The organism is Dysgonomonas sp. UBA7630, from assembly GCF_002483985.1.
Taxonomy (GTDB): Bacteria; Bacteroidota; Bacteroidia; order Bacteroidales; family Dysgonomonadaceae; genus Dysgonomonas.
Genome location: NZ_DLIY01000028.1, coordinates 80,015 through 94,954 on the forward strand (window position 1 = coordinate 80,015; position 14,940 = coordinate 94,954).

Here is a 14,940-nt window from a genome sequence, read left to right on the forward strand (position 1 = left end):
TACTTTATTGCTTTACTTCTACCCATTGTCCTGTAGTACGTCCATTTATATCAGGGCTATACATAGCCGAACTTGCTACAGCCGGAAGATAGAATTTGCCACAATACGCAGCTTGCAATCTTATTTTGAATGACATCGAATATCCCGTACCCAGATTGAAGTAAGTGTACACTCTGTCCTCTCTGATGTCCTGATAATTATATGCACCGGCTGTTCTTGTATCAGCTTCGTTGAACAAGCGATTGTTGAATATTTCCCATCCCGAGGCAAATATCTGATCGAGTGTCATATCGGTAAGATACTGTCCCGAAATGTTTTGAACAATCACATTTGCATAGAATTCTGTTCCTTGTCTTAGAGAAGAAACATCTAGCTCTTTACCGTTTTCGTCTATATATTTTACATATAGTTTTACTCCATTCGCTTCGGCAGGGTTCTTGTCTGTCAGAGGTTGTGTTTTGCCTAACAGGCGGACAAATATATCACCCTGTCCCTTATTTTTGATAGATATGTTTACCTTATCGTGAGGTTTTATATTCACTTCTTGGAAAACATCGCCCGAGTTACTTGCTTTTTGAGGAACTCCATTCAATGACCATTCGTACGAAATAACACCTTTGCCCATTTTTTCAGCCAGTCGAGACATGGCTATCAATCCATAAGCCGCTGTTTGAGTTGTTATATAACTTCCACTCAGGTATTCTGATACTTTAAATGAGAGTTTTAGCGCTTTTTGTGTCTGACCTAACAACAGGTATGTCTCCATTATCATAGCCATATCGCGTTGAGAACTACCAAACGTGTTGTTACTAAATGCATAATGTTCTACCTGATCGCTGGCATTGTTTGTCAGTTGCAGTGCCGCATCTTTCTTCCCTGCTAAGGCGTAGGCAGCAGCCAACCTCCAACGAGCCTGTACCGAAAGACCTTGCATTTCTTTCAATCGGTTCATCGCTCCCAACTCAGGATCTCCGGCAAGAGCCAAAGTATATAAGCGGTATGCTTGCTGTAAGTCGCTCATAGAGTATGTGTAATAAGAACTGTAAAGGTTACCTTTATTCCACGTTTGAGCTGCTTTTTTCTGGAACTGCTTCCACTTGTTGATTACTGATGTTGGAACTTCCCATCCGGCTTTCTGAGCTTCCAGTAAGAAGTGTCCGGCATAGCTGCTTACCCATTCATCCGGATAACGATTGCCCGGCCAGTAAACAATACCACCGTCGCCAAGTTGACGTGAAACGATTGTCTGAATAGCCCCTTTTACGTTGTCTGTTACTATAACTTCTTTCTCTTTCTCGGTAAGAGGTCTGAATTTCTCTAAGAATAGTAGCGGGAATCCTTTTGATGTTACCTGCTCGGTACATCCGTGTGGATAGTAACGCAGATACGTGAGTGTGTTATTCAGATTTACTCCCGGCATACGTGATACTTCGAGTTTTGCCCAGTCTTCAGCTTTGATATCTTCGAATGATATGGCTAGATGTGCCGTATCGTTTGGCGAAACAAGAGCGTGAGAACTTAACAGAACATTCGGGTTCGGATTGCGAATCTCAATATCAATTGTTTCTGTAGCAGATTCTCCTCCTCCTGTGGCTTTTATTACTACTTTTTCATAGCCTGTTTTCTTACCGACTTTTACCTTGAAGTAAACCATCTTATCGCCTACATTCGTAAATGATACAGATTTAGAAGTTCCTTCTGTAAACTGGAATATACCTTTGGATTCTACTGTCAGATTTACAGTTTTTACTTTCTTGTCCATTGCAAATACATTTACAGGAAGCAAGAACTCTTCGTCAGGACCCGCCACACGTGGTAATGTCGATAATATCATCAGCGGATTTCTTACAGGAACAGTTTTCTCTCCACTTCCGTAAGCACCTTTTTTATTTCCGGCAACAACCATTACACGTACAGACCCGAAATAAGATGGAAGTTTAATTTTGTGCGTATCAGTTTTACCTCCGCTTATTGTAAATGGCCCCATATATTTTACTACAGGTTTAAACCGGCTCATAACATTGTTGGCTGGTTTCAAAGCTTCGTCGCCACCGATGCTCAATAGAGGGCCGAGCTTGCCCGTTTGTGTGCCTACTACCATGTCGAACATATCCCATGTGCGTACTCCCAGTGCCTGACGTGCATAGAAATCAGCCCAGGCATTTGGTGTTTTAAATGATGTGAGGTCTAACAGCCCTTCATCTACAATGGCGAGGGTATAAGTCATCTCTTTTTTGTTCTTTTCGGATATGGAAACACTGAATTCCTTTTCCGGACGAAGTTCATCCGGCATCGTGATGACAGGATTCAGTTCCGTTTCTTTATTTTCTACATTGATATTCAAGATACCATACATGCGTATAGGCAGATCATTGTCTGTTTGCGCATGCGGTTGTAACTGGCTGGCGGCAATGTAGAAGTTAGGTGTCATTTCTTCTGTCACCTTGAAGGTGTGTTTGGTATCTTCTGTCGCACTTGTTTTTACCCATTCGCGCGAAATGATACGTGAGCCATCCTCTATGGTAATCAAGGTGCGGCCTTTTGAGCTTTTTGGTAAAATTACAGTAACAGTTTCTCCAACTTTGTAAGCCTGCTTGTCTGTAGAGAATGAAAGCATTGTTAATCCGCTTGGGTCATCTTTCTCCGAGCGTCCTCTCCACGATGGCCAATCCACATAAAATACTCTACCTGTGATATGTCCGCTCTGTTCATCTTTTACCATGATGAGATAACGTCCCCAGTCGGGATAATTGACACGGAACTTGGCTTTTGCTTTTCCTGCCGAAGTTGAAATGTTTTCATTTAAGAGTACTTCGGTAGACGTATTATTCACATAAGAAGCCAAATTATCATTGGTATTCCACCACCAAGACCATTTCAACTTATAAATTTTCACATTTACATTCGAACGGTTAATCGGTTTTCCTTCGGGGCTGAGAGTAACGATATCAAACATATTGTCCTTGTCTGTTTCCAACCAGCCGTAATCGCTGCTTGTTGGGGCTTTAACACCCACGTATGCCGAATATGGAGAGTAAGCAGCAGTTTGAGTATATATACTGGCATCTCCTCCCGACTCAAATACTCGGGAAACGATATTAGCCCGCAACATTCCCGGTGCACTGGATGCCTGAGGCAGGCTTGTTCTCACTGTTGCATTTCCTTCGGCATCAAGTTTTCCATCAAAAACTGTATAGGTATCCGACGCAAAGTTCGACGTTGGGTTGTTGAACGTGTACGTTTCGTATCCTTTGAATGGATTGTATGCTTTACTTAATGTCATTTCCACTTTTGCCGCTAGGTTTGCCGCCGGAGCACCATGTAGCCATTGCGAAGACAACGGTGCAGAAAATGTGCCGCTTCCTGCGTTTATCATTTCACCTGCATCAAGTCGTACTTTTAAACGGTTCGGCTTAACGGTTTCTATTTTCAATGTCTTCGAGAATGTTACTCCTCCCACCTTTACACGCGCCCTCCAATTGCCCGTAATAGCATTCGGATCGGTAGCCATACGGAAAGCATAGAATCCATCTTTACCCGTGGTGGATACATAACGTTGAGCCATTTGTCCGCGTGGGGTATATAGTTCGAGTGAAACAGGATGGTCTTTTGGTAATGTCTGATTTTTATCTTCGAGAATGAAGGTGACAAATATAGAATCGCCCGGGCGCCATACACCTCGTTCTCCATAGATATACCCTTTCAGTCCTTTTTGTNNGTATCTCTTGTCCGCTAACATCAAAGTTGCTTAGCGATAAAGAAAGGTTTGAAGTGACCTTCAGATATCCTTTTTCTTTGCCATGTGATGCGATAACAGCAAACGGAACACCTCCCTTGTATTCTATTTCTGTAAAGCCGTCTCCATCCGTTTTGCCTGTGCCAATGCGCTGCATCTGATAGTTGTAAATATCAACGGTTGCACCCGAAATAGGGTTTGTAGTTAGTATATCTGTAAGGGCTACCGTCATTTTCTTTTCGGAACCCATTTTTGCAGTCATTCCAATATTCGATGCTAGTACAACGACCTCTGATGTTTTGTTCATGTAATATGTCGGATCGCAAGGATTATTTCTTTCTTGCCAGTTATATTCTTCCCAATCCCATTCATCGGAGTAGTAGTAATATTCCGGATTATCCCATTGCTTTTCGTCTTCTTCGTCCATTTCATTGTCGAAACGTTGCAATGCCGCATCTTTCGGTATCTGAGGAATCATACCGTCGCAAGGATAAAGAGAGTATTCTTTTTTCATGGTGAATTCCACTTTATACACAGCTCCCGGATCTTGCTTAATTAGTTTTGCCATATCCAGAGAGAATGCATTCCATTCATCCAGTTTCATCGTTGGGTCTTCATCCAGTCGGATACGTTTTTTTAGAACCAGACGACCGAAACGTTTTAGCTCGTTGCTTCCTCCAAAATCATTCGATTGTAGATAACCCAGTATATTGTTTTCGTATATTTTAATAACTTTTACATCCACTGCCCAAAGGTTGACAGCCTTGAATGGAATGATCAGATTATCCGAATTGGGTAGTATATTACCTGCATTTGGTACTTCTATTTCGGGTTTATTCTTTTCAAAATTTACACTGAATGTATAATCTTTATCAAGAGTCTTGTTTTGTGAGTTTCTCAGCTCTTTGAATATTTTCAGATCGGTACTTGTCCCTCTTGTCGTTTTATCAAGATAGAGTTTCATTATATTTTTCTGGATATCGAAAGAGAAACTTTCTATAATACCCGGTTTTATCAGCCCCTGTATATTCTGATTGAGAGAAAGAGGATCACTGAATGTAATGCGAACGCATTCTTGCGGAGAATATTCCATTGATACGTCTAATACCTTAAAATCGGAGATTGCAGGGATAATGATTTTTTGCTCATCATCTCTTTTTGCATTTATGGCACTCCCCTTTATGCTCAATGTATATTCTATTTCTTTTGTACCTCTGTAGAGGCTGTCTATCGTTAGATTGTATCTACCTTTTATTTCGCTTGGAGTAATCTTTATTTTAGCATCCTTAGATTTATCTCCGCCCGATAAAGAGAACATACTTTTTACATCGTCTGTGTTGGCCTCATCCGCTAAAAGAATTTCGCCTTGTACAGTGTTCCACACAAGGTCATTATCTTTCATTTGAGTATAAGAACGTAGGTTTACGTTGAAGTTTTGTTCGGGCACACGGAAAAAAAAGTAGAACTCTTTGAAGTCGCTATCTACTTTCAGAACCTTGTCGAGTTTGAACCAAGCATCATATTCTGTCCCTTGTTTCAACTCACCCGGATCAGGTACAAATTTGATAGTACGTGTACTGGTCCAGTAAGCTTTACCTTTTATCGATGGTGAAAATTCAAATAGCTCCTGCTCAATTTCTTTATTGAGTTCGGCTGTCGGAATATCTTGTGTCAGTTCGATTTGTATCTCCGAAGAGGAAGATATTTTCCCATAGGTAAAGGCTGCAATATATTTTGCAAACTCGGAGTTGATCTCTTTACTGCCACTTTTTTTACATGAATTTAGACTAAAAAGACATGAAATGACGATCAGACTAAGGGTGAATAAGTATTTTTTCATAAATTGTGTTATTGATGCAAGTTAGTATAAGTACAAATATATGAGAATATTTTCGATAAAGAGATTGATTGTATTTACTTTTTATAAAACACATATAAATTGTTTGCTTTGTAAAGATTCTGTTTTCTAGTGCTTTATGTATTTATTTCAAAAAAACAGGAAAAAGTTGTAACTATATTCTTGGGATTATCGTCTTATGTATAGAAGCGCTTTTCAAATAATTGGTAAAAAGATTAAGAAATATTTAAAGTAAATACAGTCATGAGAACAACAATATTAACATCACTTTTAGTCGTATTATTATCTGTAGCAAATGCATATGCAGGGAGTCCTAAAACCAGAGTTTATAGCAATAATGACGACAAAACGAAAGAGTACGTAACGGTAGATAAAGAAACCTCGAAGGCGTTGGACAAAACAGTATACAAATATAGTACTGATGGTTCTTTACAAGAAAGAGTACTTTACAAATGGGTAGATAAAGAAGGTTGGGTAGGAGTTCAAAAGTACAGTTATGAATATAACAATAAAGGACAAGTGGTAGATATTGCTTACACAACATGGGATCAGGGTATATCTACATGGTCGTTACAGTCTCAACACTTGCAACACATATATGATGCACAGGGTGAACTGTTGGCCGTAGTACAGGTGAATGCAAAAGATAATCTGACAGCAATAAAATAGAACTTATATTTATCAACACGGTATTGTGATCCTGCTTCCCGAAAAGAGGCAGGATTTTTTATATAAACAGATATAAGCTGAATGCCATCACCAACATCCCGGCTACGAGTCCCATGATGGAAATATGATGTTTTCCGTATTTCTCGGCACTAGGCAAAAGTTCGTCCAACGAGATGAACACCATGATGCCCGACACCGCAGCCAGTATAAGCCCATTTATAGCAGGAGTCCAAAACTGTAAAAGGAAAAAATAGGCAATCAGAGCACCGAACGGCTCAGCCAGACCCGATGCAAATGACAGCCAGAAAGCCTTTTGTCGGCTGCCTGTTGCATGATATATGGGTACAGCTACAGCAATTCCTTCGGGGATATTGTGTATTGCTATCGCTATCGTAATCGGTATTGCAACGTCTAAAGACCCGAGAGCCGATGTAAATGTGGCTATCCCTTCGGGGAAATTATGAATTGCTATAGACATGGCAACTACGATGCCGGTGCGTTTCAATGCTCGTTTTTTTATACCCATGTCTTCTACTCCTTGTATTTCATGAGGGTTTAGAGACTCGGGGATAAGAAAGTCTATGAGATTGATAAATGCAATTCCTATAAAAAATGCCAGAATAAGATATAGTGTACCTAGTTTTTCTCCATAAGCAGCAACAAGTTCTATTTTCCCTTCGGGTATCATTTCCATAAAGGAAACGTATAGCATGATTCCTGCCGAAAAGCCGAGAGAAGCACAAAGGAAATTCGTATTTGTATGTTTTGCCAATAACGCAATCAGGCTGCCTATTCCGGTAGATAGTCCGGCTATAGCAGTAAGTATAAAAGCTAGTAGTATATTATAATCTGACATCCTTAGTAGCGTGTTATGAATGTAAAGGTATGATATAGTTTTTATTTTGAAAACTATATTTTTTATAGATTGTTCTTGATATGAACATTTTTGGTACATTTAAAGTTTAAATCACACAAAAATATAATTATGTCTACATACAGGGTTCATTATATTCAACATGTTCCATACGAAGGCTTGGGATATATCGAAAAATGGGTAAAGGATAACGGTTATAGTCTAACCGTAACCAAAATTTTTGAGGACTATAAGTTTCCTGATCAGGATGACTTTGATATGCTCGTAATTATGGGAGGTCCTATGGGGACTTATGAAGAAGACAGTTATCCTTGGTTGAAAGATGAAAAGCTCTTTGTTCGAAAAGCAATTGATTCGGACAAAGCAGTACTGGGTATCTGCTTGGGTTCGCAGATAATAGCCAATGCATTGGGAGCCGCAGTATATCCAAATAAAGAAAAAGAAATAGGCTGGTTGCCCATATCGTTTGCAGACAAAGAGTCTCAGGTTTTATTCGGAAGTGAAACCGTTTCTCCTATTGTTTTCCAATGGCACGGCGATACATTTGATTTGCCCGCAGGAACCAAATTGCTTGCTTCGAGTGAGGCATGTGTTAATCAGGCTTATTCGTATAAAGAAAAGGTTATCGGTTTACAGTTCCATTTTGAAGCCACTGAAAAAAGTTGCGCCGATATACTGAACAATAGCGATGAAAAACTTGTCGAAGGAAAATATATTCAATCGGAAGATTATATAAGAAAAAACACTCAATATATTCCATCATGCAATAAGATGATAGAAACAATCTTGAATAAACTGATCAGACTATGACGCATCCTGAGAAAAAAGCAAACACAGGAGCTTTGTTATTTATCCTGTGTCTGGCTTCTTCGCTTGTGCCTTTTATAAGCTCGGCTCTAAACCTTGCGTTGCCGTATATTAATAAAGACTTATCGCTCAACGCAGTTATGTCGGGATGGGTGCCAACTTCTTATATGCTGTCTACAGCCATTTTGCAAATACCTTGTGCCCGTATGGCAGACATGATAGGACGCAAGAAAGTTTTTATATGGGGAGTAGTTATCCTGACTATATTTTCGGTATTGAGTGGATTAGCAACAACAGGAGTCATGCTTATCACTTATCGCTTCCTTGCGGGAATCGGTAGCGCTATGATGTTTGGTACCAGCACTGCTATTCTCACTTCTTCTGTGCCAGCCGAAAAACGGGGGAAAGCTATGGGAGTAGTTGCTGCAACTGTGTACTCTTCATTGGCTGCCGGACCTTTTGTGGGTGGTTTGCTTACTCAATACTTCAATTGGCATAGTATCTTTTTTGTTTCTGCGGCTATTTGCTTTATCGTCGCCGTAGGTGGATATTATATCATTAAAGAAGACTGGAAAGAAGAGGCCAAAAGTAAATTTGATGCGATAGGTTCTATCTTGTTTGCTATTGGGCTGTTTGCTCTGATTTATGGCTTTGCGGAATTACCTCATATTCAGGGTTTCATTTTTATTGTAATAGGTGTAATCGTATTATTCTTATTTGCTTTGTATGAAAAGAAACAAGAGTTTCCGGTGTTTAACATTCGTGTTTTTATCGGTAACAAAATGTTTCGGATGTCTTCGTTGTCTGCTCTGATAAATTATTCGGCGACATTTGCCATTTCCTTTATGTTGAGCTTGTATCTTCAATATGTGCGGGGATTATCTCCTCGTGATGCGGGACTAATACTTATCATACAATCTGTTATACAGGCTATCGCCGCTTTGAAATCAGGAAGCTTGTCCGATAAAATGTCTCCAACATTTTTGGCTACATTAGGCATGTCTATTATTGCAGTCGGGTTGGGTGGATTGTGCTTTATCACTGAGACTACAAGCTATTACTTTATTGGTATCATGATGGTTCTTTTGGGTTTAGGATTTGGTATATTTTCTTCTCCAAATACAAATATTATCATGAGTTCGGTAGAAAGAAAACATTATGGATTGGCATCTGCAACGATGGGTACGATGAGGCTTACAGGGCAGTCGCTTAGTATGGGGATCGCTATAATGGCGATGTCGATAATGATAGGCAATATCGATTTGTCTTTAGCACCGCACCCTCAGTTTATAGGGAGTATGCGTATAACATTCATCACCTTCTTTGTGCTTTGTCTCTTTGGAGTATATGCTTCCTCTGTGAGGGAAAAGAAGAAACAGAAAGAATAAATTTCTATTTCACTTTTCTTCTTATTATCAGAATATTCAGCGAAGATAAAAGTAAGAATATACATACTCCGGCAATCAGAGTGATCATAATATCCGAACCTTCGAACTCACTCCATACATTGCGTACAATGTCGCTATACTTGATGCGTATCACCAAGACCGACGCAATAGCAAGTATGAGTATCGCAAAATTCATCCCGATAGCCATCAACTCGTAAGGACGGATTACCGCACTTTTTGCATAACCTATCAGACGAAGATTCCGTAGTTTCTCCATATTCTTTTCCAATAGCAGATAAATGCTGAGAGTAAGGACAAAAAAGGCTAGAGTACAGATTATTAATCCTATTGCAATAACAATACCTACCATTATCTTGAGGAAGTACGACATTTTACTCACTGCCGAGTTTTCACCCTCTACTTCATAGTTGTTCTTTTTGAGGAAGGTGGCGATATTGGGGTCGGCAGGATTGTTTACTTCTACCATCAGGCGACTGGGATTAGAGACGGCTTGTTCGCCGTAATTTTCATTTGCCCATTTCATAAAAGATTCGGGAACAAGGATTGTGTTTATCCGATTCGAGAAACCTGCTATTTGCCCCTTAAACTCTTTATGCTGCCATTTACCTGATATCGTGATGTTGAAATTCACCATTCCGATTACACTCTGCGAAAGTTTCGGCATGGAGCGAGCTTCGGCAAAACCAAAGTTGTAGAGGTCAAGGTAGTTTTTAGGAAGGATAATAGGAACGAATTCATCATCGGGACTAAATTTCCACCTGTCGGTCTTCACATCTATGAAATCATCAGGAACCGATTCGAAAAACATCTCGGTGTTGAAACCTCCCTGATTGGTATTTATTCCTCCAAAAACCTTATATCTCGAAGCGGTAAATGCTCCTACCTGCGTTGCAAAACTGGTATTTTCTATATTTTTAATTTCTTCGGCCGAAAAACCTGATGCTTGAGGGTTCAGTGTATTGTAGATGCCTACTTGTTTTGTTAGTACCAGAAAATCCCTCTTCATGATAGTATCCTTTTCCGAAAACAAGGGATTGATATCCAGGTAAAACTGGAGGCCAAGCAGAACAATCGTTAATCCGATAAGATTGGCAATGAAGAATCCGGCAAACTGTCCTTTGCTTATATTTTGTTTCAAGAGCTTCCAAACCAGATTCATAGCGATAATATTAGAGAATAATCCATTGGTAAATCTTTGCCTATCGAGGTGACTATCAATCCTGCATGCTGTACTGCTACCTCTTCGTGGATAAGCTCAGTAATGATTTTGGCATTGTTGTCATCAAGATGGCTGATGGGTTCGTCGAGGATAAGAAAGTCGAAAGGCTGGCAAAGCGAGCGGATAATTGCGACACGTTGCTGCTGTCCCCAAGACATTTTTCCTATTGGTTGGTTTTTCTTTTCAGTGATGCCCAACCTGTCGAACATCGAATCGATTTCCGATTCGATTTTGTGGTGAGTGAGATTGTTTTTTAGCCGGATGTTTTCCAATGCTGTCAATTCGGGAAAGAGACGTAGCTCTTGAAACAGAAGACTCAGATGTTTTGATCTGATGTTATCCCATTTTTTTCTCTTTATATTTTTGACTTCTCTTTCGTCAAAAAGGATGTTTCCCGAAAAATCGGCTCTGTAGCCATAGATATAGCTACAGAGCGAACTTTTCCCTAAGCCTGATTCTGCTTTTATCAGGTATGTTTTTCCCTTCTCAAAAGTGACGTCTTGTTTCCAGATATCTGCTTTTATATCTTTTATCTCCGAGAAGACATCAGGAAGGGCGTTTCTTAATTGTATCGTATTCATCCATGCTTAGCCGTTAGCCTCNNTTGAGCGATATGTGTAACTACACTGTCTACAAATTTACAAATTACAGCAAGGCTATTATCACTTGTATCTGTAATAACGATTTTACCACTGCCACTCATATCCTGAGTTGTTATATAACTATAATCACCAAGCAAGTCAAAGCCTTTTGTGGCAAGCTCCTTAGCCTTATCGTTACCTCCCATTTCTGACAATAATAATGGTTTTAGAGGACTGAAGGTTCCACATATAAATGTAGTCTTATCTTTAGCCTGATCCGACAGATCACTCTTTAGTCCTGTTGCTGATATGTTTTTGAATACACTTTCGCTATTTGTAAAGAAGAACATATTGTTGTTGATTCCAAAGTAAGCATTCGTATTCTCATCCACTTTTAGCGAATATGTATTTGGATTCAGTTCAGTGAAAACGGCAGCTTCGCCATTAAGTTCTTTTATTTTTCCTTTTGCAATATTCCATATAGAGTTTGCGTCTTTGAGGTCTGCAAAAAATGAAAGTTCAGGAGATGAGTCTGTATATTCAAAATCGTAGTAATCAGATTTTTTTGTTACAATTTTTACATTATTTACGGCAAAAGTAATGTCTCCATCCATATTCGATATAAAAGATTTCAGGTCGATGCCTAACTCCGATAAGTTAGAACCGGCATTTTCTTCTATCAGAGAAATCAAGCCTAATTCGTTCAGATAATTATAAATACCTTCTCCTTTCATGTTAGCCGAGATGGAAAAGATCGGTTTATCTGTAAAGTATTTAAGCTGATCACCTTTTAGTTTACCTGTCATCTGCGATGCCAGTTCGTTAAATTTCTTCTCTGCTTCCGGGGTATCATAGTACATTTTATTGCTAAATGCTATTTCCCCTTTTTCGAACGAAATAAAAGCAGCTGTATTTATATCTTTTAATTGGTCATATAATCCTGTTAGCATTTTATTTACAGCATTCCCGTCATGTCCTTGCATTGCCAATGCAGGAGGTAACAAAGAAGACCACATTCCTTTTATATTACTGTATGAAGAGAAGATCGAAATATCCTTTTTGTTCGAAATAAATTCTGCGAATGATTTTTTAGAGTTGATGCTCTCTTTAGCTGTTTGCGTTAGTTGTTTTGTAACCAATGTTTTCAGATCAGGCAAGGCACTATGGTCGCGATAATATACAGTTCCCATATATGTAAGCAATAAAAGCTTGTCCTTAGTCCAGCCTATAACAAAGTTTTGTTGTGCACTTACTGTAGTCACTCCGTCTTTCTCTTCCAACATTTGTTCCGGTAGTTCGAAGGTCTTGATAAGTAATTCCTTCAATTTCTTCTGATCGTCCATTTTCAGAACAATACCCATTGTCGTACTGTCCATATACATGTAACAGTCGCTAAGAAAATCGATGCCTGTCGAATTTGGGTTTTTAAGGAAACTCTCAAGCTGTTCAATTGCTTTTGTAGCGTTACCGCCGGACTTAGCCTTGTCAAGGGCTTCTTTTATAACTTTATTCTCCAGTGGCTTATAGTCGGCTTTTGTCAATAGAGATTTTGTATCGATATGTATAACAGTAGCGGCACTCGCCGGTATCGAGTTGGTCAAGTCTGCCGAATCTTTACATGAGTAAAAAAAAGCTACAAATAATGCAACTATGAGAGTAATACCCGTTTGTTTCATAATTTCGTGTTTAAAAATATTAATTCTGCGAATATAAGAAAAAGAAAGGTGTTGAGCTTTGGAATGATTAATTCTTTTCACATTTTATGAAGATTGTTTTGCGAAAAAGATAATTTTGTATCCAAATATAGAACGTAATGAATCTTTTTGAAAATTTAAAGAAAGCATATACACGCATTCACCCCAAACCAAAGTATGGTGCTTTGGAGCTATTAAAATATATAGGTCCCGGACTGTTGGTAACTGTGGGATTTATTGACCCGGGTAACTGGGCTTCGAATTTTGCAGCCGGATCGGAGTTTGGATATGCCCTGTTATGGGTGGTAACGCTGTCTACCGTTATGTTGATTATCCTTCAACACAATGTAGCTCACTTGGGTATTGTGACAGGGCTCTGTCTTTCCGAAGCCGCTAATAAATATTTACCACGAATGGGTTCGCGAACTATATTGTGGTCGGCAATGGGAGCTTCTGTCTCTACATCTTTGGCCGAAATATTGGGTGGAGCTATTGCATTGAATATGCTTTTTGATATTCCTATCAAAGTGGGAGCCGTATTGGTTGCAGTTTTCGTTTTCGCGATGATGTTTTCCAATTCGTATAAAAAGATAGAGCGCTATATTATTGCTTTTGTCTCCCTTATCGGACTATCTTTTATCTACGAGCTTTTTCTTGTTGATATAGAGTGGGGAGAGGCTGCACAAGCATGGGTAGTGCCTTCTATCCCGGAAGGGAGCATGCTGATTATAATGAGTGTGCTGGGAGCAGTGGTGATGCCGCACAATCTTTTTCTGCATTCGGAAGTGATACAAAGCCGTCAATGGAATTTACAAGATGAGGCTGTGATTGAAAAGCAATTGAAATACGAGTTTTTCGATACATTTTTCTCTATGTTCATCGGGTGGGCAATAAATAGTGCGATGATCTTATTAGCTGCTTCAACTTTCTTTAGAGAAAATATTGTAGTCAATGATCTTCAACAAGCTCACTCTCTGCTCGAACCATTGCTAGGGAATAATGCGGTTGTGATATTTGCACTGGCGTTGCTGTTGGCGGGAGTTTCGTCTTCTATGACTTCGGGCATTGCGGCAGGCTCTATATTTGCAGGCATGTATAACGAGCCTTATGATATAAAAGATATCCATTCACGTACAGGTGTTATTATTTCGCTTGGAATAGCATTGCTAATCATATTTATGATAGGCGACCCTTTCAAAGGTTTGATTATCTCACAAGCTATTTTGAGTGTGCAGCTTCCAATAACTGTGTTTTTGCAGGTAAGGCTTACTTCATCTAAAGAGGTAATGGGCAAGTACGCCAATACTCTTTTTACGAAAATACTTTTGTATGGCATAGCCATCGTTGTTACACTTCTTAATATATTGTTGTTGGTTAGTTTCTTTGTAGATGTTAAGATATAAACGATATTGCTCGAATAAAGAACAGTTTTTAGGTCTGTTTTTCTCTCTTATAAACACGTTGCGAGTTAAAATATAACAATAAGAGAGATCAGATTCTTTTTTGAATACGTATCTTTATCACTTGATTATTAATAAAAACCGGATAGTTATGAAAAAGTATATTGTTTTTGCTCTTATCTGTTCGATTGCATTCGCTGCGTTTACTGCGTGTAACTCAAAATCGAAGACGGATAATACAACAGATGAAAAAACTGTAAAAACAGAAGTAAAAGGAGAAGCTCCAAAGAAGAAATATATTAAGCTGGCCGAAAAAGCAAATGCTTCGATGCCAATGGTATTACCCGGTAATATACGTATCGATCGAGCCGAGGCTATTTCTGCTACAGAATATAAGTATTACTACACTTTTACTCAAGAGCCTACCGTATCTGTTGACGAATTTGTTCGGAGTGCAAAGCCTGCTATCACTATGGGAATGCGTGAGAATAAAGGCGAAGATCTCGATATGTTTCGTAAAGATAAAATGACGGTGATATTCGCTTATTACAAATTAGATGGTACGCTTTTTGCAGAGATAAAAGTGTCACCAAATGAGTACGCAGAATAATTTCTGCTAGTTTTTATCTATTAATAGAATGATTTAAAGGAAAAAGGTGACAATATAAATATGTAAATAAAGTGTCACTTTTG

At 39.1% G+C, this 14,940-nt stretch carries 11 protein-coding genes; 5 read left to right on the plus strand and 6 right to left on the minus strand.

Features of this window, described 5'->3' with window-relative positions; all coding sequences use genetic code 11:
* Positions 1 to 4: 4 nt before the first annotated feature.
* Both B3P17_RS12465 and B3P17_RS12470 read right to left on the minus strand, forming a co-directional pair.
* The gene (locus tag B3P17_RS12465; RefSeq protein WP_291105697.1) at positions 5 to 3,739 is read right to left on the minus strand and encodes an alpha-2-macroglobulin family protein; all 3,735 of its coding nucleotides are present in this window, start codon (positions 3,737 to 3,739) and stop codon (positions 5 to 7) included.
* Positions 3,627 to 5,576: a hypothetical protein gene (locus B3P17_RS12470; protein ID WP_291105699.1), complete on the minus strand. Its 1,950-nt coding sequence runs from the start codon at positions 5,574 to 5,576 to the stop codon at positions 3,627 to 3,629. Before B3P17_RS12470 ends, B3P17_RS12465 begins: the two co-directional genes overlap by 113 nt.
* A gap of 240 nt (positions 5,577 to 5,816) precedes the next feature.
* Between B3P17_RS12470 and B3P17_RS12475 the strand changes: the two genes are divergently transcribed.
* Complete coding sequence (locus tag B3P17_RS12475) at positions 5,817 to 6,263, plus strand: DUF3836 domain-containing protein (RefSeq protein ID WP_262485341.1); 447 nt, start codon at positions 5,817 to 5,819, stop codon at positions 6,261 to 6,263.
* 58 nt (positions 6,264 to 6,321) lie between these two features.
* On the opposite strand, the gene zupT is transcribed toward B3P17_RS12475, so the two are convergent.
* Positions 6,322 to 7,119, minus strand: a complete 798-nt coding sequence (gene zupT / locus B3P17_RS12480) for a zinc transporter ZupT (RefSeq protein WP_252638496.1) — start codon at positions 7,117 to 7,119, stop codon at positions 6,322 to 6,324.
* Between the two features lie 129 nt (positions 7,120 to 7,248).
* On the opposite strand from zupT, the gene B3P17_RS12485 reads away from it, so the two are divergent.
* Both B3P17_RS12485 and B3P17_RS12490 read left to right on the plus strand, forming a co-directional pair.
* Positions 7,249 to 7,947 (plus strand): type 1 glutamine amidotransferase, encoded by a 699-nt coding sequence (locus tag B3P17_RS12485; RefSeq protein ID WP_291105701.1) that lies wholly within the window; start codon positions 7,249 to 7,251, stop codon positions 7,945 to 7,947.
* Positions 7,944 to 9,332, plus strand: a complete 1,389-nt coding sequence (locus B3P17_RS12490; RefSeq protein ID WP_252638498.1) for an MFS transporter — start codon at positions 7,944 to 7,946, stop codon at positions 9,330 to 9,332. Before B3P17_RS12485 ends, B3P17_RS12490 begins: the two co-directional genes overlap by 4 nt.
* A 4-nt stretch (positions 9,333 to 9,336) precedes the next feature.
* Here the strand turns inward: B3P17_RS12490 and B3P17_RS12495 are convergent, their stop codons facing one another.
* The 3 genes from B3P17_RS12495 to B3P17_RS12505 are packed head-to-tail and all read right to left on the minus strand — an operon-like array spanning position 9,337 to position 12,829.
* Positions 9,337 to 10,512 (minus strand): ABC transporter permease, encoded by a 1,176-nt coding sequence (locus tag B3P17_RS12495; RefSeq protein ID WP_252638499.1) that lies wholly within the window; start codon positions 10,510 to 10,512, stop codon positions 9,337 to 9,339.
* Entirely contained in the window at positions 10,509 to 11,153 is a 645-nt protein-coding gene (locus B3P17_RS12500) for an ATP-binding cassette domain-containing protein (protein WP_291105705.1), read from the minus strand. The genes B3P17_RS12495 and B3P17_RS12500 overlap by 4 nt, the downstream gene beginning before the upstream one ends.
* Positions 11,150 to 12,829, minus strand: coding sequence for a DUF4836 family protein (locus B3P17_RS12505; RefSeq protein ID WP_291105707.1), 1,680 nt, complete (start codon positions 12,827 to 12,829; stop codon positions 11,150 to 11,152). Before B3P17_RS12505 ends, B3P17_RS12500 begins: the two co-directional genes overlap by 4 nt.
* A 137-nt stretch (positions 12,830 to 12,966) precedes the next feature.
* Between B3P17_RS12505 and B3P17_RS12510 the strand changes: the two genes are divergently transcribed.
* Positions 12,967 to 14,250, plus strand: a complete 1,284-nt coding sequence (locus B3P17_RS12510) for an Nramp family divalent metal transporter (RefSeq protein ID WP_252638502.1) — start codon at positions 12,967 to 12,969, stop codon at positions 14,248 to 14,250.
* A gap of 148 nt (positions 14,251 to 14,398) precedes the next feature.
* A complete protein-coding gene (locus tag B3P17_RS12515) occupies positions 14,399 to 14,857 on the plus strand; it encodes a hypothetical protein (RefSeq protein ID WP_252638503.1) in 459 nt (152 codons plus the stop codon).
* Positions 14,858 to 14,940 lie beyond the last annotated feature (83 nt).